Origin of the sequence: Sagittula marina (assembly GCF_014196795.1) — a bacterium.
Lineage (GTDB): Bacteria > Pseudomonadota > Alphaproteobacteria > Rhodobacterales > Rhodobacteraceae > Sagittula > Sagittula marina.
The window spans coordinates 167324-186475 of sequence record NZ_JACIEJ010000008.1 but is presented as its reverse complement, the minus strand read 5'-3'; the positions used below and the strand labels follow the sequence as shown (position 1 = coordinate 186475).

Annotated in this window: 16 protein-coding genes; 10 read left to right on the top strand and 6 right to left on the bottom strand. The window is 63.1% G+C overall.

Annotated features, from left to right (window positions below; all coding sequences use genetic code 11):
• Nucleotides 1-150: 150 nt before the first annotated feature.
• Nucleotides 151-1605, top strand: coding sequence for a dihydropyrimidinase (gene hydA, locus GGQ68_RS16245; protein ID WP_183967822.1), 1455 nt, complete (start codon nucleotides 151-153; stop codon nucleotides 1603-1605).
• Between the two features lie 19 nt (nucleotides 1606-1624).
• On the opposite strand, the gene GGQ68_RS16240 is transcribed toward hydA, so the two are convergent.
• Nucleotides 1625-1825 carry a hypothetical protein gene (locus GGQ68_RS16240; RefSeq protein ID WP_183967820.1) on the bottom strand — a complete coding sequence of 67 codons (201 nt, stop codon included), beginning with the start codon at nucleotides 1823-1825 and terminating at the stop codon, nucleotides 1625-1627.
• A gap of 134 nt (nucleotides 1826-1959) precedes the next feature.
• Here GGQ68_RS16240 and GGQ68_RS16235 point away from each other — a divergent pair, with 134 nt between their 5' ends.
• The 7 genes from GGQ68_RS16235 to GGQ68_RS16205 all read left to right on the top strand — a co-directional run bounded on the left by GGQ68_RS16235 (nucleotide 1960) and on the right by GGQ68_RS16205 (nucleotide 8731).
• Complete coding sequence (locus GGQ68_RS16235; protein WP_183967818.1) at nucleotides 1960-2346, top strand: hypothetical protein; 387 nt, start codon at nucleotides 1960-1962, stop codon at nucleotides 2344-2346.
• 130 nt (nucleotides 2347-2476) lie between these two features.
• On the top strand, nucleotides 2477-3259 hold the full coding sequence (locus GGQ68_RS16230) for an ABC transporter ATP-binding protein (RefSeq protein ID WP_183967816.1): 783 nt from the start codon (nucleotides 2477-2479) through the stop codon (nucleotides 3257-3259).
• 90 nt (nucleotides 3260-3349) lie between these two features.
• Complete coding sequence (locus GGQ68_RS16225; RefSeq protein WP_183967814.1) at nucleotides 3350-3838, top strand: GNAT family N-acetyltransferase; 489 nt, start codon at nucleotides 3350-3352, stop codon at nucleotides 3836-3838.
• Nucleotides 3835-4785, top strand: a complete 951-nt coding sequence (locus GGQ68_RS16220) for an ABC transporter permease (RefSeq protein ID WP_183967812.1) — start codon at nucleotides 3835-3837, stop codon at nucleotides 4783-4785. Before GGQ68_RS16225 ends, GGQ68_RS16220 begins: the two co-directional genes overlap by 4 nt.
• Nucleotides 4786-4891: 106 nt before the next feature.
• On the top strand, nucleotides 4892-5740 hold the full coding sequence (locus GGQ68_RS16215; protein WP_183967810.1) for an ABC transporter permease: 849 nt from the start codon (nucleotides 4892-4894) through the stop codon (nucleotides 5738-5740).
• Between the two features lie 54 nt (nucleotides 5741-5794).
• On the top strand, nucleotides 5795-6784 hold the full coding sequence (locus GGQ68_RS16210; protein WP_183967808.1) for an ABC transporter substrate-binding protein: 990 nt from the start codon (nucleotides 5795-5797) through the stop codon (nucleotides 6782-6784).
• Nucleotides 6785-6973: 189 nt separating this feature from the next.
• Nucleotides 6974-8731: a sugar phosphorylase gene (locus GGQ68_RS16205; RefSeq protein WP_183967806.1), complete on the top strand. Its 1758-nt coding sequence runs from the start codon at nucleotides 6974-6976 to the stop codon at nucleotides 8729-8731.
• 233 nt (nucleotides 8732-8964) lie between these two features.
• Here GGQ68_RS16205 and GGQ68_RS16200 read toward each other — a convergent pair whose 3' ends face one another.
• The 4 genes from GGQ68_RS16200 to dnaE all read right to left on the bottom strand — a co-directional run bounded on the left by GGQ68_RS16200 (nucleotide 8965) and on the right by dnaE (nucleotide 15634).
• On the bottom strand, nucleotides 8965-10197 hold the full coding sequence (locus GGQ68_RS16200; protein ID WP_183967805.1) for a glycosyltransferase family protein: 1233 nt from the start codon (nucleotides 10195-10197) through the stop codon (nucleotides 8965-8967).
• Nucleotides 10190-10972, bottom strand: a complete 783-nt coding sequence (locus GGQ68_RS16195) for an HAD-IIB family hydrolase (protein WP_183967803.1) — start codon at nucleotides 10970-10972, stop codon at nucleotides 10190-10192. The genes GGQ68_RS16200 and GGQ68_RS16195 overlap by 8 nt, the downstream gene beginning before the upstream one ends.
• 112 nt (nucleotides 10973-11084) lie before the next feature.
• Nucleotides 11085-12011 carry a hypothetical protein gene (locus GGQ68_RS16190; RefSeq protein WP_183967801.1) on the bottom strand — a complete coding sequence of 309 codons (927 nt, stop codon included), beginning with the start codon at nucleotides 12009-12011 and terminating at the stop codon, nucleotides 11085-11087.
• A 122-nt stretch (nucleotides 12012-12133) separates the two neighbouring features.
• On the bottom strand, nucleotides 12134-15634 hold the full coding sequence (gene dnaE / locus GGQ68_RS16185) for a DNA polymerase III subunit alpha (protein ID WP_183967799.1): 3501 nt from the start codon (nucleotides 15632-15634) through the stop codon (nucleotides 12134-12136).
• 159 nt (nucleotides 15635-15793) lie between these two features.
• Between dnaE and GGQ68_RS16180 the strand changes: the two genes are divergently transcribed.
• Nucleotides 15794-16699 carry an alpha/beta fold hydrolase gene (locus GGQ68_RS16180; protein WP_183967797.1) on the top strand — a complete coding sequence of 302 codons (906 nt, stop codon included), beginning with the start codon at nucleotides 15794-15796 and terminating at the stop codon, nucleotides 16697-16699.
• A gap of 89 nt (nucleotides 16700-16788) precedes the next feature.
• Here the strand turns inward: GGQ68_RS16180 and GGQ68_RS16175 are convergent, their stop codons facing one another.
• Nucleotides 16789-18306: an MDR family MFS transporter gene (locus GGQ68_RS16175; protein ID WP_183967795.1), complete on the bottom strand. Its 1518-nt coding sequence runs from the start codon at nucleotides 18304-18306 to the stop codon at nucleotides 16789-16791.
• Nucleotides 18307-18503: 197 nt separating this feature from the next.
• Between GGQ68_RS16175 and GGQ68_RS16170 the strand changes: the two genes are divergently transcribed.
• Nucleotides 18504-19121 carry a MarR family winged helix-turn-helix transcriptional regulator gene (locus tag GGQ68_RS16170; RefSeq protein ID WP_183967793.1) on the top strand — a complete coding sequence of 206 codons (618 nt, stop codon included), beginning with the start codon at nucleotides 18504-18506 and terminating at the stop codon, nucleotides 19119-19121.
• The last annotated feature ends 31 nt before the right edge of the window (nucleotides 19122-19152 follow it).

The window sequence follows — 19152 nt, the reverse complement described above, 5'->3', positions numbered from 1 at the left end:
CTTCGCGGCGCGCATCAGTGCCCTCAGGGGCGCAGGGACCCCGCGCCACGCAAAACCGCGCCACCACACCCCGGCGGATTTCATTCAAAAATGGCTGCCAAAGCGCAGCGAAACCACCGACACAACGAACTCACCACAGGGAGTAATCACATGAGCACCGTCATCAAGAACGGCACAGTCGTCACCGCGGACCTCAGCTACAAGGCGGACGTCCTCGTCGACGGCGACAAGATCATCGAGATCGGCGAAGGGCTGTCCGGCGATACAGAACTGGACGCCACAGGCTGCTACGTCATGCCCGGCGGCATCGATCCGCACACCCACCTCGAAATGCCGTTCATGGGCACCTATTCCACCGACAACTTTGACACGGGGACACAGGCCGCGCTGATGGGCGGCACCACGATGGTGATCGACTTCGCCCTGCCCTCCCCCGGTCAGGGTCTGCTGGACGCGCTGCAAATGTGGGACAACAAGGCGGGGCGCGCCCATTGCGACTACTCCTACCACATGGCCGTCACGTGGTGGAGCGAGCAGGTGTTCGACGAGATGAAAACCGTGGTCGAGGATCGCGGCATCACCACCTTCAAGCACTTCATGGCCTACAAGGGCGCGCTGATGGTGAACGACGACGAGATGTATGCCTCGTTCCAGCGCCTCGGTCAGCTTGGTGCGATTGCCATGGTCCATGCCGAAAACGGCGACGTTGTGGCAGAACTCTCCGCCAAGCTGCTGGCCGAAGGCAACACAGGGCCGGAGGCGCACGCCTATTCCCGCCCGCCGCAGGTCGAGGGCGAGGCCGCAAACCGCGCCATCATGATCGCCGACATGGCCGGTGTGCCGCTCTACGTGGTGCACGTCTCCTGCGAGGAAGCGCACGAAGCCATCCGCCGCGCCCGCCAGCAGGGCAAGCGCGTCTGGGGCGAGCCGCTGATTCAGCACCTCACCTTGGATGAGTCGGAATACTTCAACACCGATTGGGACCACGCCGCACGCCGCGTCATGTCGCCCCCGTTCCGCAACAAGCAGCATCAGGACAGCCTCTGGGCCGGCCTCATGTCCGGGTCGCTGTCGGTCGTCGCGACGGATCACTGCGCGTTCTCCACGGAACAAAAGCGCTACGGCGTCGGCGATTTCACCAAGATCCCCAACGGCACAGGCGGGCTGGAAGATCGCATCCCGATGCTCTGGACCGAAGGCGTCGGCACGGGCCGCCTGACGCCGGAGGAGTTCGTTGCCGTCACTTCCACCAACATCGCCAAGATCCTGAACTGCTACCCGCGCAAGGGCGCGATCCGCGTCGGATCGGACGCCGATATCCTCGTGCTCGACCCGAACAAGGAAAAGACGATCTCGGCTGCAACCCAGACCAGCGCCATCGACTACAACGTCTTCGAGGGCAAGAAGGTCAAAGGCCTGCCCCGCTTCGTGCTCTCCCGTGGCCATGTCTCCGTCACCGACGGCACGCTGACCTCGCGCGAGGGCCACGGCGAATTCGTCAAGCGCCCGGCGAACACCCCCACCAACACGGCGCTGTCCAAGTGGAAAGACCTCACAGCACCGCGCCCGGTGGAGCGCACAGGCATCCCCGCCACGGGCGTCTGATGGGCCGCGTGAAGGCGCGTCATGCGGTGTCCGCCAAGGACACCGCGCACCGTGCCACCATGCGCAGCTGGCTCGACGCCAACGCACCGGCACGTCCGCGACGCGCAGCGCAGGTGGCGTGGGACGCCGTGCCGGGCCCTTCAGGCTCTGGCACAAGATCTGCCACCAGCCACAGCCAACCAAGGTCGAAGGTGACCTTGCGTGGGCTGCTCCAGTACACAGGCGACGTGACGGATCATGCGCGTGATCCGTCACACGTCCGTGGGCTGCGGGGTCCTTTGCCGCAGGGATGCGCCAGCCCCCCGCCCGCCTTTTCCACCGCAACCTGATCTCAGGGCCAGCCGAAAGCCAGCCATGCCGCACATGTTTCCCTGCCTTTACCTGCTCCCGGTCGTCGCGCTGACGCTTGCCGGCTGCACCGGCGCACGCACGGACCTGCCGCTGACCATCGGGCCGGTGGGGGCCAGCGGATCGCTGCAATCCGGTCCGGGGCGCATGATCCTGCGCTTGGCGGATACACGCTGCACCGCCAACCCGCGGCCTGCGCCGTCGGGCACCGCCAACGCGCCGCTTCATATCGGCGCCGTCACCTGCCGCAACGGGCGCCTCGGCAGCGTGTCGATCACGCGACGCGCCACGCCGGCAGAAACCTACGACGGGCTGCTTGAACTGGATGGAACGCCCACGGGCCTGTCCACGCGTCTGGTCTTTGGCCCCGCCATCAACGAGGGTCCGACATGAGCCAACTCCCCTGCCCTGCGATACCCGCCAAAACGCGCGGCAACCGCGTCGATACCCTTTTGACTTTCCCTCTTCATGACACGGCCCCGCGTGACACGCGCGCCCGCCGCAAGACCCGGAGCAACCGAGCATGACAGCCACCCCAGTCATTCAGGCCAAACACCTCGACCTGACCTTCCAGACCGCTGACGGCCCCGTCCACGCCCTCAAGGACGTCTCACTGGACATCCCAAAGGGGGCCTTCGTCTCGTTCATCGGCCCGTCGGGCTGTGGCAAGACGACGTTTCTGCGCTGCATGGCCGCGCTGGAACATCCCACCGGCGGCACGCTGACGGTCAACGGCATGACGCCCGACGATGCCCGTCAGGCCCGCGCCTACGGCTACGTCTTTCAGGCCGCGGGTCTGTATCCGTGGCGCACGATCGGGCGCAACATCGCCCTCCCGCTGGAAATCATGGGCTACTCGAAGGCCGAACAGAACAAGCGCATCGCCAAGGTTCTCGACCTGGTGGAACTCTCCGGCTTCGAGAAGAAATTCCCCTGGCAGCTGTCCGGCGGGATGCAGCAGCGCGCCTCCATCGCGCGGGCGCTGGCCTTTGACGCGGACCTGCTTTTGATGGACGAACCCTTTGGCGCACTTGACGAAATCGTCCGGGATCGCCTGAACGAGGAACTTCTCAGCCTTTGGGCCAAGACGCAAAAGACCATCGCCTTTGTCACCCACTCCATCCCCGAAGCGGTCTACCTTTCGACCCATATCGTCGTGATGTCCCCGCGTCCGGGGCGCATCACCGACGTGATCGAAAGCCCCCTGCCACACGAACGTCCTCTCGACATCCGTGACACGCCGGAATTCATCGAGATCGCCCACCGCGTCCGCGAAGGGCTGCGCGCGGGGTACGAAGATGCCTGACACCCAGATCCGCCGCGCCCCGCGCGAGCACATCCCCGCCATGGCGCGCAGTGTCCCGGACATGATCCGCATGAATTGGACGGCACATCCATGACCGCCACTTTGCCCCTCTCCCCCGCCCCCGTGACGTGCCCGAACACGAGCCGTCCGGCCTGCACCAACGACATTCCGGACTGCATCGCGCTGGTCGAAGACTGGATGGCCCGCTGCCAGTGGATACCGCGCAGCGTGACGCGCCCCTTCGTCAAACGGCGCGTCACCTTTTCGATTCTTGCCGGACATATGCGTGTCTTGACCGACCCTGAACCAAATGGCGCGGTTGCTGCATTCCTGTCGCTGGACGCCGAAAATGCCCAGGTGCGCGCGGTCTTTTCGCGCACGCGCGGATCGGCTCTCGGGCAAAAACTGCTGAACGAAGCCAAACAGGACCGCGATTTTCTGTGGTTCAAGACCCCCTTCATGGATCCCCTGATCCAGAGCTTTTTCCGGCGCGAAGGCTTTGTCCCGATCGGCGGCAAATCCCCCATGTCCGACTACCCCGTCGCAGGTTTGCGCATGGAATGGTGGAGACCCCAATGACCCGTTTCATCCCCCCCCTTGTGGGCGTCCTGCTGGCGCTCTTTGCCCTGTGGTACATCGCCGTCGTGCCGATGAACGTGCAGGACACGCTGACCCGCGCCGAACGCGCCGGCGTCACCGTCACCCCCCCTTCGGCTGTGGAGCGTCGCGACACAGGCGCGCTCGCGCTGGTGTTCGGCAATACCCACGCATTGGGCGAAAGCTGGTCGCTGGACCGCCCCCGCCTGCCCGCCCCGCATCAGGTGGTGGCCGAGCTTTACAAATCCACCGTCGACGAAGAGCTCAACGGCCGCCGTGGCCTGGCCCGCTCCGGCTCGCTCTCGACCCGTGGGCTGCTGCACCATGCATTGATCACGCTGAACGCCACGGCGCTCGGGTTTCTCATCGGCACCGGCCTTGGCATTCTGCTGGCTGTCGGCATCGTCCATAGCCGTGTGATGGAAATGTCGGTCATGCCCTGGGCCATCGTCAGCCAGACCATCCCCATCGTGGCGCTCGCCCCGATGATCATCGTCGTGCTCTACTCTGTTGGCGTGCAGGGTCTTCTGCCAAAGGCCGTGATCTCCGCCTATCTCAGTTTCTTTCCGGTGGTGGTCGGCATGGTCAAAGGACTGCGCAGCCCCGACTCAATGCAGATGGACCTGATGACCACCTACTCTGCCTCAACCCGCGACAGGTTGATGAAACTGCGCCTGCCCGCCTCGACGCCCTACCTTTTTGCCTCGCTCAAGATCGCCATCGCCGCAAGCCTCGTCGGCGCCATCGTCGGCGAACTGCCGGTGCAAAAAGGCGGCCTCGGCGCCCGTATGCTGGCGGGAAGCTACTACGGCCAGACCGCCCAGATCTGGGCCGCCCTCATCATGGCCGCCGCCCTCGCCGCCGTGCTGGTCTGGGCCATCGGCGCGGCAGAGCGCGCAACCCTCAAACGCATGGGAATGGCCCAATGATGCAGCATCCCCACCGCGCAGCGCGCCCCGGCGTCTTTGCTTCGAAAACACTCATTCTTTCCACCCCCGCCACGCCTCCCGCACGGCCCCGGTCAGGAGCCCGCCGATGACCCTCATCCTTCTCGCCCTGCTGCTCTGGGCCGCGGGCTGGACGCTGAACGCCACGCTGGCCAACGGCCCCGCCCGCCAAAGCCGCGCCGTGCATCTCGCCGTGCCGCTGATCTTTGGCATCACGCTCATCGCCATGTGGGAGCTCATCACCCGTGGCGCCGATGTGCCGACCGTCATCCTTCCGCCGCCGTCGGACATCGCGGTCACCTTTGGCAACAACCTCCCGATGCTCTGGGCGGACTTCGTGCAGACCATCCTCAAGGGCGCGCTGTCCGGCTACATCATCGGCAATGGCGCGGCCTTTCTGACGGCGCTGCTGATCGACCGCTCTGATTATCTGCGACGTGGCCTGCTGCCGCTGGGCAACTTCATGGCGGCGCTGCCCATCGTCGGCACCGCACCGATCCTGGTGATGTGGTTCGGCTTTGGCTGGCAGTCAAAGGCCGCCGTCGTGGTCCTGATGGTCTACTTCCCCATGCTGGTAAACACTGTCGCGGGCCTGTCGGAAACCACCGGCATGCAGCGCGACCTGATGAAGACCTACGCCGCCAGCTGGTCGCAAACCCTGACCGCGCTGCGCCTGCCTGCCGCGCTGCCCTTCATCTTCAACGGGCTGAAGATCACCACCACCCTCGCGCTTGTCGGCGCCATCGTGGCAGAGTTCTTTGGCTCCCCGACCCAAGGGCTGGGGTTCCGCATTTCCACGTCCATCGGCCAGCTTGATCTGGCCCTGGTCTGGGCCGCCATCGTCACTGCCGCTTTGGCGGGCACCGCGTTTTACGGGCTTGTCTCATTGCTCGAAAAGCGTGCAACGTTCTGGCACGCAAGCCAGCGAAAACATTAAACCAACCCTAATCCCCCGGCAAAGAATCGGGGGAGCAACCAACTGGAGGTCACCATGAAATTCGCTCTCACAACCGCATCCGCCCTCGCGCTGATGGCCAGCCAGGCGCTCGCCGCCGATGATGTCACGCTACAGCTCAAATGGGTCACGCAGGCACAGTTCGCGGGCTACTACGTCGCGCTCGAAAACGGCTACTATGACGAGGCCGACCTGAACGTCACCATCATGCCCGGCGGCCCGGACATCGCCCCCACGCAGGTCATTGCCGGCGGCGGCGCGGACGTCATCGTCGAATGGATGCCCGCCGCGCTGGCCGCCCGTGAAAACGGCCTGCCGCTGGTCAACATCGCCCAGCCCTACAAGGACTCCGGCATGATGCTGACCTGCTGGGGCGACGTGGGCATCGACGGTCCCGACAGCCTGGCCAACCGTACGCTGGGCGTCTGGTTCTTCGGCAACGAATACCCGTTCCTGTCGTGGATGTCCGCGCTCGGCATCGCCACCGATGGCAAGGCCGAAGGCTCCGTCGAAGTGCTGAAACAAGGCTTCAACGTCGATCCGCTGCTGCAACGTCAGGCCGACTGCATCTCCACCATGACCTACAACGAATACGGTCAGGTGCTCGACGCGGGCGTTTCCGAGGATGAGCTCATCACCTTCAAGTACCAGGACCAGGGCGTCGCCACCATGGAAGACGGCCTCTACGTGCTCGAAGAAAACCTCGAAGACGAAGCCTTCGTCGACAAGATGGCGCGCTTTGTGGATGCCTCCATGCAGGGCTGGAAATGGGCCGAGGAAAACCCCGAAGAAGCGGCCATGATCGTGCTCGACTATGACGAGACCGGCGCCCAGTCCGAGGCGCACCAGATCCGCATGATGGGCGAAGTGGCCAAGCTGACCGCAGGCTCCGACGGGTCGCTGGACGAGGCTGATTACCAGCGCACGGTCGAAACCCTGCTGGCCGGCGGCTCCGATCCGGTCATCACCAGGCAGCCCGAAGGCGCATGGACCAGCGTCGTCACAGACAAGGCATTGGCAGACTAAACCCCGCCACGCCTGAGCATTCAGCGCCCCGCCATCTCGGCGGGGCGTTTTCGTTTCCACGAAGATGACGCACGCCTGCCCAAATAGCGGGCATTTCCCGCCCGGAATGCGCGTAAACTGCCGGTTCCCCTGTTCCCTGTTCAGCGTCACGCCGATAGCCTTGATCCATCAAGACCAGAGGTCATCCAGATGCCCGACACACAGCCCCCCACACCCACCGCGCTGCTGAACCGTCTGCACGCGCTTTTGATGCGGCTCTACCCGGAGCATGACACCGACGCGTTGTCGCAAAAGGTGGCCGATGCCTTCTGGCCCGAGGGCACCCGCCCCCGTGGCCGCGCGCGCAAGCCGGGCAACAATCTCTGGACCCAGAAGGACGCCCTGCTGATCACCTATGGCGACAGCCTGATCGACGGCGTCTACAAACCGCTCGACCTGATGCGCGACTTCCTCGACCAGAACCTCAAGGGCGTGGTCAACGGCGTGCACATCCTGCCGTTCTTTCCCTGGACCTCCGACGATGGCTTTGCCGTCACCGATTACACCAAGGTCAATCCCGCGCTTGGCGACTGGCCCGACATCTCTCGCATTGCCGACGATTGGGATCTGATGTCCGACCTGGTGATGAACCACGTCTCCTCCCAAGGCACATGGTTCAACGCCTACCGGCAGGGGCAAAAGCCCTACGACACATTCTTCTTTGAGGCGTCGCCCGACGACGATCTGTCCATGGTCGTCCGCCCCCGCACCACCCCGCTGCTGCAGGAGGTCGAAACGTCGAACGGCCTCAAGCACGTCTGGTGCACGTTCAGCCACGATCAGGTGGACCTGAACTTCAAGAACCCCGACGTGCTGCTGGAAATGGTCCGCATCATCCGCCTGCATGTGGAGATGGGGGTGAAGATTATCCGCCTCGACGCCGTGGCCTTCGTCTGGAAACAGCCCGGGACGCCTTCGATCCATTTGCCGCAAACCCACGCCATCGTGCAACTGCTGCGCGTGCTGTGTGATTTCGCGCAGGAGCCGGTGATCCTGCTGACCGAGACCAACGTCCCCAAGGCCGAAAACCTCTCCTACTTTGGCCAGCTGAACGAGGCGCATTGGATCTACAATTTCCCCCTGCCGCCGCTGATCCTGCATGCGGTTCTATCCGGCGACGCGCATTACCTGTCCAACTGGATGCGTGCCATGCCGCCCGCGCCGCAAGGCTGCGCCTATCTCAACTTCACCTCCAGCCACGACGGCATCGGGATGCGCCCCGCCGAGGGTCTGCTGCCAGACGAAGAGATCGCCAAGATGATTTCCACCGTCATGGACTCCGGTGGCCGCGCCTCCATGCGTGCCCTGCCCGATGGCGGCACCGCCGTCTACGAGCTGAACGCCACCTTCTTCTCCGCCGTGGCGCGCACCTACACAGGCGATACCGCGCACCACCTCGACCGGTTCCTGTGTTCGCAGACCGTGGTCATGTCCCTCGAAGGGGTCCCCGCCTTCTACATCCACGCCATGCTGGCGACCGAGAATGACATCGACGGCGTGGCGCGGCGCGGCATGAACCGGGCCATCAACCGCCACCGCTGGGACTACCCCGAACTGCGCAAACTGCTCGACGATCCCGACAGCACGCAGTCCAAGGCGCTCGGCGCGCTGTCGGCACGGTTGAAGATCCGCGCCAGACAAGCGGCGTTTCACCCCAACGCGACAAACTTCACGCTGAACCTCGATCCGCGCGTCTTTGCCGTCTGGCGTCAGGCGCCGGATCGGTCCCAGTCGATCTTTGCCCTGCACAACGTCAGCGCCGAAACCGTCGATCTGCCGCCGAAAGCCATGAACCTGATCGCGGACGAACATTGGATCGACCTGCTGACCGGAGAGACCCTGCACCCCGAAGAAGACGGCGTGAAACTCGCCCCCTATCAATGCCGCTGGATTACCAACAAAACGTGAATCCCGGTGCGGCAGAAGCGCCCGTTTACCACATTCTGCGGCGCGGCATCCGCAAAGGTTAACAACCGACCGGTTTTTCCCGCCAAACCGGTCGGTTCAGCGGTTAACACCGCTTCAGAGGTATGAAGGACCCCTTCCCGCCTTGTGGTTTGATGGGTCGTCATCCCCAACATGCAGCCAGCGCGCGCTGGATTAACCCCGGCGCGCGCTGCGTTTACGATGACGTCGGTTCATCAAAACGGCTTCGCCGCGAACTCCGCGTTGTCGGCGGCCACGATCCCGCGCAATTCCGCCACCAACCCGGATTCAGCGGCGTTCACGCGGCTCCAGTTCGGGATAAACGGTGCCTCGTTCGGCTTGGCGAGGAAGACATGCCCGGCCGCCATGATGTTTTCCGCAAACAGCTCGATGGTTTTTTCCTCGCGGTGCCGGTCGATGGTCAGCCCGTTCATGCGCGCATCGTTGTCGTAAAACTCCAACAAATCCAAAGCTATACGGTAATAGGTCGCTTTCAGGGCGCGGAACGTGTTGGCGGTAAAGATCGTTCCATCCGCCGCAAGTTTGCGAAAGATCGCCTTGCAGATGTCGGTGGACATGCGGTTCAGCCCGCCCTGCGCATCGGCCTCTGATTCATCCTGATGCTTGTGATCATAGGCATCGGCGATTTCCACCTGACAGACCGAGTGCCGTCCGGAATTTCGCCAAACCTCTGATAACACGCCGATTTCCAGACCCCAGTCCGACGGGATCCGCAGGTCAGGCACCAACCCGGTGCGCAACGCAAACTCCCCGGACAGCGGGTAGCGAAAGGCCCGCAGGTAGTCGATATAATCGCGATCCCCGATCACCTTTTTCAGCGCGATCAGCAGCGGCGACACAAGCAATCGCGTCACCCGACCATTCAATTTTCCGTCGCCGATCCGTGGATAATAGCCCTTGGACAGCTGATACCGAAAGTTCGGATTGACCACCGGATAGACCAGTCGCGCCAGCATATCCTTTTGATATGTCACGATATCACAGTCATGCAGCGCCATGACCGACGTGTCCGCGCAGCCGATCATGTAGCCCATGCAGGTCCACATGTTCTTGCCCTTGCCCGGCTCTTGGGGGGCGAGGCCATGGCCTTGCAGCTTTTCCATATAGGCCGTCATGCGCGGGCTGTCGTTCCACAGCACCACATGGTCCTGCGGCAGCACCGAAAAGAAATCCTTTGCCCGCCGAAACTGGTCCTCGTCCGCACGATCAAGGCCGATGATAATACGGTGCAAATAACTGACTTCGCTCAATTCTTTGAGGATATTTGCCAGCGCCGGACCTTCGAGTTCGGAAAACAGCGAGGGCAGAACGAGGCTGATCTTGCGCGTCTGCGCGTAGCTTTCGATCTCGTAGACCATCTCCTCGATCGGGCGCTGACGCAGGTTGTGAAACTGGGCAATGTTGCCGTTCTGATGAAAGTCAGCCATGGCTCGCGTCCTTGTCGAGTTCGTCCAGAAGGGCCAGCACCGCCTCGGCCCAGCCCGTTGGTCCCGGCGCCTTGGTGCGCCGGATGCGTCCTGTGTCTTCGCCCGCCAAATGCGGCAGGCCGGTGCCGTGGTCATTGCGCACGATCACCGCGCGATCCGCCGCCTCCAGCATCTCGATATCGTTCGGAGCGTCGCCCAGCGCGATGGTGGTGGTGCCGCCAAGGTCTGCTTTCACCTCGGCCATGGCATCCGCCTTTGTGCGGCCCAGGGACAAGGTCAGAAACCGGCCCCCGTAGCGCGCCTCAATCCCGCTGACCGCCAGCATCTCTTTGAAATCACTCAGGTCCGCAGCGGTCCCGGTCCAGCGTCCGGGTTCAGAAAACAGACGTTTCTGCGCCAGCGCTGCGGCGTCCTCAGACAGGCCCGTCATCTCCGCGATGCGCGCGGCATCCACATCGCCGAACCCCTCAAAGCTGGCGCGCAGATCAGGCGTCACATTGGCCAATGCCTGCCTGATACGGGCGTAATCGTCGCCACCCTGAGCCTGCGCGCCGGGGCGATACAGCCCTGCGCCGTTTTCGACAATGGCGGGGGTGTCGCCCAGCTTCAGTTCCGCGTGCAAGCTGGCCACCTCGGCAGACGTCTTGGAGGTCGCCAGCACCAAAGGCACACCGCGTGCCCTCAACGCATCCAGAGCGGGGGCGGCGGGCGCCCATGCATAGCTGCCATGGTCCAGCAACGTTCCATCCAGATCGGAAAACACGATAAGCGCCAAGACAGCCCTCCGGAATTTCACACTTCCAGAAGACTATGCCGAAGCCGCGCTCCGACAACCAGCCCCAGATGCTGCGCCGCGGCACAATTCCTTGCAAAGGCTCGGCGTCTGCCTAGCCTTTAACGTCGATGGCCACCACTTCGCCGTCATGGAGCAGGATGTTCTTCCATCGGGTGTTGTCCTCGAAACGCTCGTAAACGCTGACAAAAACTGTGTGTTTTTCCAAGGCCGGGAGGCGCTTGCCGCAAGGCTCGCCACGCTTGACCCGGCAAAAGCCCGACTTCACGTCCTCATAGGCGCTGTCTGTCGCGGAGACAGGCAAAGAGGCGCCCGCTGGGCCGTAGTGGATCTGTTCCCAGGTCTCCGGCGAGCCGAACATCACCAAAGCGGCGGTGAATGTACGCGCGCAATCGTCGCCAAAGCCGGTCATGTAAAAGATATGCGCCCCAGTGTTGCCCGGCGCACTGTCGTACAACGTGTAGCTGTTGCCCCCCTCAGGCCAGCTTTGCGTCGCCTGACCCAGCTCGGAATTGGACACACCACAGACGCGCGCGATCTCGCCGTAGGGCAAGCGTGTGCCAAGCGGCACCTGCTCGTAATCCGGGGCACCGGGTTTGGGTCCGCCACGTCCCCCGCCGCTGCTGCCACCGCTGGCCCCGAACAAACGGGCCAGACCGCTTTTGCGCGGCGTGGGCTTTGGGGCGACCATGACCACTTGCTCCGGCTCAGGCGCGGCGTCCGTGGAGGTATCGTCAAGCGCGGCTTCGGCCGCGTCAGTCACATCAGGCGTCCGCGACTTGGCCGCGTCGGCCTGACGTTTCAGCATTCCCAGCAGACCACGACGCGGAGCAGCACTTTCCGAGGTTGCTGCTTGGGGCAGCGTATCCGCGGCAGTTTCGCCATCGGGGGCCATGACGCCCGCCTGACCGTCAGCCTCGGCGACCTCGACATCGGCCAGACGCGGCACATCGCGCAAGGGGTCCCCCGCGCAGGCCGTCAGCACGAGAGACGTTCCAAGTGCAAGAAAGAGCTTATGCATTATATTCCCTCGGCTTCTTGCCCCCTCCTACCGCAGAGCACCGCGCAAGGTCCACTGCGCCATGGCATAGACGGGATTTGCCCCGGCAATAAGTCGCGCGGCGCCGATCCAATCGGCGGACATCAGAAGTCTTCGACCGCCATCACACCTTCTAGTGATTTTACAGCGCCCTTGATTTCGGGGGTCACCGGGTACTGCTGCTCCAGATCCATCTCCACCTCGCCGGGCAGACCGGGCGCGGCAAGGCGCAGATGCACCGGACCACGCGCGGCCTTCGGCATCTTTTCCGAGGCATCGCCCAAAACGCCCGCGATCAACGAGAACGCCATCGGCGTGTCCACATAGATCCGCAGCCCCATTGGCCCGCTCTGAGCCGCGATCATATCGACCGGCGTCACGCCCCGCGCGAGCAGCTTGAGCTGGTCGGATTCCATCGTCGCCTCGACCGTGACCACCACCTTGGACCCTGTTTCCAGATACTCGCGGCATTTTTCCAACGTGTCGGAGAAGATCGTGACCTCGTAGGCGCCTGTCGGATCGGACAACTGCGCAAAGGCAAAGCGATTGCCGCGCGCCGATTTCCGTTCCTGCCGTCCCGCGACCACGCCTGCCAGCTTGGCCACCAGCGGGCCGCGCTCTGCCTTGGCGGTCACCTCGTCCAGTGTCACAACGTCCTGGCGTTTCAGCGCTGGCATGTAGTCGTCCATGGGGTGGCCGGAGAGGTAGAACCCCACGGCCTTGAATTCTTCGGCCAGTCGCTCGGCAGGCAACCAGTCGGAGACAGGCGACAGACGCGGCTCCGGCAGGTCATCCCCGGTCTCGCCAAACAGCGACACCTGCGCAGAGGCCTTTTGTTCATGGATCGCCGCAGAATAGGCCACCAGCGCATCAAGCGAATCAAAGATCCGACGGCGGTTCGGGTCCAGCACGTCAAAGCATCCCGCCCGGGCCATCATCTCCAGCGGGCGCTTGCCGACCTTCTTCAGTTCCACCCGGCGGGCAAAGTCGAAGATGGTCGAGAACGGCTTATCTCCCCGCGCGTTCACCACGAGGTTCATCGCCTCTAGGCCCACGTTCTTGAGCGCACCCAAGGCGTAGACCAGCTCTTGGTCGACGACATCGAAGGACGCCAGAGAGCGGTTCACGCAAGGCGGGACCCAAGGCAGTTTCAGCCCCTTGCGAACCTCTTCGAAGTAAATCGACAGCTTGTCTGTGAGGTGGATATCGCAGTTCATGACACCGGCCATGAATTCCACCGCATGGTTCGCCTTCAGCCACGCGGTGTAATAGGACACCACCGCATAGGCCGCCGCGTGCGACTTGTTGAAGCCGTAGTTGGCGAACTTTTCCAGCAGGTCAAAGACCTCCATCGCCTTCTTTTCGTCGACTCCGTTTTCCTGCGCGCCTTTGACGAATTTGGGGCGTTCGGCGTCCATCGCCTCCTTGATCTTCTTACCCATGGCGCGGCGCAGCAGGTCGGCGCCGCCGAGCGTGTATTTCGCCATGACCTGCGCGATCTGCATCACCTGTTCCTGATAGACGATGATACCTTGGGTTTCCTCAAGGATGTGGTCGATCAGCGGATGCACGGAGGTGATCGGCTTCAACCCGTTTTTCACCTCGCAATACGTCGGGATGTTCTCCATCGGGCCGGGACGATAGAGCGCAACGAGCGCGACAATGTCCTCGATGCAGGTGGGTTTCATCCGCTTGAGCGCGTCCATCATGCCGGTGGATTCCACCTGGAACACGGCCACGGTCTTGGCCGAGGCGTAAAGCTTGTAGGTGATCTCATCATCAAGCGGAATGAGGTTGATCTGGTTTTCGCCGCCCTCCGCTGGTTCATAGAGCTCCGTGCCATCGGCGGCGATGTGCAGGTCCCGACCGGACTTGTAGATCAGGTCGCAGGCATTCTGCACCACGGTCAGAGTCTTCAGACCGAGGAAGTCGAACTTCACCAGACCGGCCTGTTCCACCCATTTCATGTTGAACTGCGTCGCGGGCATGTCGGATCGTGGATCGCGGTAAAGCGGCACCAGCTCATCGGTCGGGCGGTCAGCGATCACAACACCGGCGGCGTGCGTGCCAGCCGAGCGCAGCAGCCCTTCGACCTGCATGCCGTATTTCAACAGCCGGTCGACCACGGCCTCGTTGCGGGCCTCTTCGGCCAGACGCGGCTCGTCGCGCAGCGCCTGTTCGATGGACACCGGTTTGACCCCCTCGACCGGGATCATCTTCGACAGGCGGTCAACCTGCCCGTAAGACATCTGCAAGACCCGGCCCATGTCGCGCACGGCAGCCTTGGACAGCAGCGCGCCAAAGGTGATGATCTGCCCCACGCGGTCGTGGCCATATTTGTCCTGAACGTAGCGGATCACCTCTTCTCGGCGGTCCATGCAGAAGTCGATGTCGAAGTCGGGCATCGACACACGTTCCGGGTTCAGGAAGCGTTCGAACAGAAGCGAATAGCGCAGCGGATCAAGGTCGGTGACGGTCAGCGCGTAGGCCACCAGACTGCCCGCACCAGAACCACGGCCCGGCCCGACGGGAATGTTGTTGTCTTTCGCCCACTGGATAAAGTCCGCAACGATCAGAAAGTAGCCGGGAAAGCCCATGCCCTCGATGATGCCCAGCTCAAAATCCAGCCGTTCCTGATACTGCTCCACCGGCACGGCGTGCGGGATCACCGCAAGACGCGCCTGAAGCCCCTCGTTCGCCATGCGCCGCAGTTCCGCGACCTCATCATCGGCAAAGCGCGGCAGAATCGGATCGCGGCGATAGGCCATGAAGGCGCAGCGCTTTGCGATTTCAACGGTGTTTTCCAACGCCTCGGGCAGGTCGGCGAACAGCACGGCCATCTCCTGCGGCGTCTTGAGGTAGTGCTGCGCAGTCAGGCGGCGGCGCGGCTCGTTCTGGTCGACATAGGCGCCTTCCGCGATGCAGATCATCGCGTCGTGGGCTTCGTACATCTCGGTTTTCGGGAAATACACGTCGTTGGTCGCCACCAGGGGGATCGACAGCTCGTAGGCCATCTCCACCAGACCACGCTCCGTCAGCTTTTCCGCCTCGGGCAACTGGCCGTCTTCTTCGGGGTGGCGTTGCAGCTCCACATAAAGCCGGTCGCCAAAGATATCGCCGAGCCGCCGCAGCAGGACCTCTGCCGCGCCGCGCCCGTTAACCCGCAGCAGGCGGCCAAGCGGCCCATCCGGCCCCCCGGTCAGACAGATGATATCCTCGGAATGCTCTGCCAGTTCATCGACCGTGATGTGGCCAAGCTCGTTGTCCCGCCGCATATATAGGCAGGAGTTGAGCTTCATCAAATGTTCGTAACCGCGCTCCGTCTGGGCCAACAGGACGATGGGAGCGGGATCTTTGACACGCTCACCCGGCTGCGGATCGACGTAGCGCAAATCCATCTGGCAGCCGATGATGGGCTGCACGCCCGCACCCGCCGCACCGACTGAAAATTCCAACGCGGCAAAGAGGTTATTGGTGTCCGTCACCGCCACGGCGGGCATGCCCATCCCGGCAATGGTGCCGGGCAGCTTCTTCAGGCGCAACGCGCCTTCGAGCAGGGAATATTCGGTGTGAGTGCGGAGGTGAATGAATCGAGGATCTGACATGCGCGCACCCTAAAGCGCGGCCACCGCGCCGAAAAGCCTGTTCGTCGCGGCAGGAACGATTACATAAATCGGAAACAGTACCGCCCAACTCACGCCATTTTCATGGTAAACGATTAAGCTTAATACGCAGGCCTGCCGACCGTTCACCAGGGACGACATATGAGTGATGTCACAAAGCACGACCAATCGTTGGTCAGCCAGATACCGGCCGGCGGCATCCCCACGCCGACCACCCCCAAAGCCAAGCTGCGGCGCGCGGCACTGCTGACGCTTGCGCGGCTGGCGCCCGGGCCTACGGCGCGGTTGCTCGCGCGCCGTTCCCTTTACGCCTCGCATGGGTTTCTGGACGGGCTGACAGACCGTGGCGACAAGCGTTTCAAGGTGGTGCAGCTCGCACCAGACCTTGCAGTGCTGCGCCATGCCCCCGCCGGCGCAACAGGGCCGCGCGTCCTGTTGGTGCCCGGCCACAACGGCCACTACCGGCAATTCGCCCGCCTGCTGCGCAGCCTCGAAAAGGCGCAGGCCAGGGTCGATGTGATTGTGTTGCCCGGACATATGAAGGCGGACCACACTGTCTGCTCCATGCGCCATACGACCCACGCGATCTTGCGCGCTGTCGCCGCCGAAGGCCCTTATGACAGCATGGTAACCCATTGCGTCGCCGGAAATTCGGCCCTTGCCGCATTGGAAGAGGGGCTGAAAATACCGCGCATTGCGATGATTTCAACGCCGCTGGACCTCGTGCGTCTGGCCCGTTTGAGCGGCATGCACTACGGGCTGTCCGGCCCGCGACTGGACCGTTTCGTTGCAGAACTGGATGCCCTGTGTACGCCCTATCACCTCGACACACCCTGGCAGCCGATCGCCGAATCCCGCACCGAAGAGATCCTGATCGCTCATTCAAAGGAAGATTACGCCGCCCCGGTGCAGGACGTGAAGCGCTTCGCCGAACTGTCCGACAGCGCGCGCATCGCCCTGTTCGACCGCGCCGGGCACAACACTATCCTGTCGAACAAACACGCCGCAGCGGAGGTTACGGCTTTCCTGATGGCCCCCAAGGTCTGAGCGGACACAAAAAAGCCGGCTCTCCTCTTGGTTCAGAGAGCCGGCAGGTGCGAACGCTGTGCGTTCGGGGGAGACACCTTTGAATTCTGTCAGTTGGCCAGTGGCAGTTCCCGCAACCGCGTCGACAACAGGCAGGCCAGCAGGGCGGCTGTCGCGGCGATCCAGAACACCGGGTGCAATGCCGCGCTGAACCCTTCCATCACGCGCAATTGCATCTCTGGCGGCATGGCGCGCACGGTCTCTGCCCCCAGTGACCGCAGGCCGCCCTCCATCGCGCCAGGCACATGCCCGGCAAGGTTGCGCGCCAGACCGGCGCTGAACACCGCCCCAAAGAACGCTGTGCCCAGCGCACCGCCGATCAGACGGAACATGTTCGCACTGGCCGTGCCGACGCCCATCAGGCTGCGCGGGATGGCGTTCTGGATCGCGGCCACACCGACAGAGAACACCGGCCCAAGGCCAAGACCAACCAGCACCATCGTGCCCGCGATCATCCACAGCGGCGTGTCCTGCGACAGCGTCGTCAGCGCCACCATCGCCATGGCGAGCAAGCCGGTCGACAGCGTTGGCATCAGTTTGTACCGGCCGGTCTTCGACATGATCCGCCCCGCGCCGGTAGAGGCAAAGATCAGCCCGCCCATCATCGGCACAAGGAACAGACCGGACGTGGTGGGGGTGACGTCTTTGACCACCTGCAAGAACAGCGGCAGGAAGGTAATCGTGCCGAACATGCCCATGCCGACAAGAAAGCCGACCGTATTAATGACGATGAAAGTGTTGTTGCGAAACAGGCTCATGGGCAGGATCGGCTCTTCGGCGCGGGTCTCCGTCAGCACGAAGCCGGCCACGGCCGCGACGCCCAGCACCGCCAGTGCGGCGACCACCGGACTGGCCCATCCACCACCGGCTGCCGCTGCGTTGGGCAGCAAAACCACCGTGGACAACAGCGTCGCCAGCAGCGCCGCGCCAACATAATCGACCTTTCGTGTATTGCGGTCCGTGCGCGTCGGCAGGGCCATACCAAGAATGACAAAAGCCAACACACCCACCGGCAGGTTCACGAAAAAGATCCAATGCCAGTTCCACGTCTGGACGATAAAGCCCCCCAGCAGCGGTCCCACCACCGTCGACACGCCAAAGGCCGCGCCCAGAATGCCCTGCGCCATGCCCCGCTGGCGCGGCGGCAGCAGATCACCCACCGTTGCCATGGAGGTCACGATCAATGTGCCCGCGCCGAACCCCTGGACCGCGCGTCCGGCGATCACCATATTCATCGACGACGCAAGCCCGCACAGCACCGCCCCCACCATAAAGACAGCGATGCCCGACTGCAGCACCAGCTTGCGCCCGTACATGTCACCCAACTTGCCTGCGAGCGGCGCCGCCACGGTGGACGCCAGCAGATAGGCCGTGATGACCCAGGTGATATGATCCATCCCGCCAAGGTCGGCGACCATGGTGGGCAGTGCGGTGGACACGATGGTCTGTCCCAGCGAGGCAAACAGCAAAGTCGCCGCCACCGCCCCGAGGATCAACCGGATCATCGCCGGGTCCGCCTCGGTTTGCGGCCTCGGCTGTTCCAGATTGGCGGTATCAGTGAGTGACATTTGATCAAGTCCTTGGGTATATTCGTTCAAATTCGGCGACACGAATGGACCTTTCAGATGGGGTGCATCAAAAAAGCCGTCATTGAAAAGGGCCGGTGTTGGCAGTAAATATGTGCTCAGGGCAGATGCATGTCAACGGCATGCAAAACCGGAACTGAGACAAATGATGCGCACAAGCGCAGACAGGGTGTGTAAGAATGACCGATCGCGACGAGATCCTGAAGCAGAAGCTGGCCCACGCTGGCGTCGATGCAGAGCACGCGCAATCGGCGCTCGACATCGACGCCATCCTGCAGGCCTGGCGCCGCAAGGTGTTCAAGCGCGAACTGGGCTATCGGGCGCTGTCTGAACTGGATCTGCCGCTGGACCTGCCGCAACTGGACGTCTTGATGGCGGTCTGGGCCCCGGCCAATGAATTCGGCGGCGAGGATGGGTCAGAAACCATGGTGTCGACCGTGGCGCAGCGGTTGCATATCGACCCCTCGCGTGCCTCCCGCATGACGTCCGAGCTGATCACGCGTGGCTTTCTGAAACGCGCCGTCAGCCAAGCCGACGCCCGCCGCACCGTGCTGGAGCTGACCGACCAGGGCGCCCGCGTTGTCGACGCGGTGCGGACCTATAAATTCCTCGTGCTGGGCAGCTACCTGCAAGACTGGAGCGCGGAGGAAATCGCCACCTTCCTGCCGTTGCTTGAACGGTTCAGCCAATGGTCCGAAACCGCCGCTTGCCCCGGTGGCCTTGTGACCGAGGAAATCAACAAGCTGCGCGGCTCGTTGTCCGATCTGTCCCCGGATGAGGCTGTCAAAGAGGGTTGAGTGCGCCAACTTTTGCAGCATCTGGCGCAAG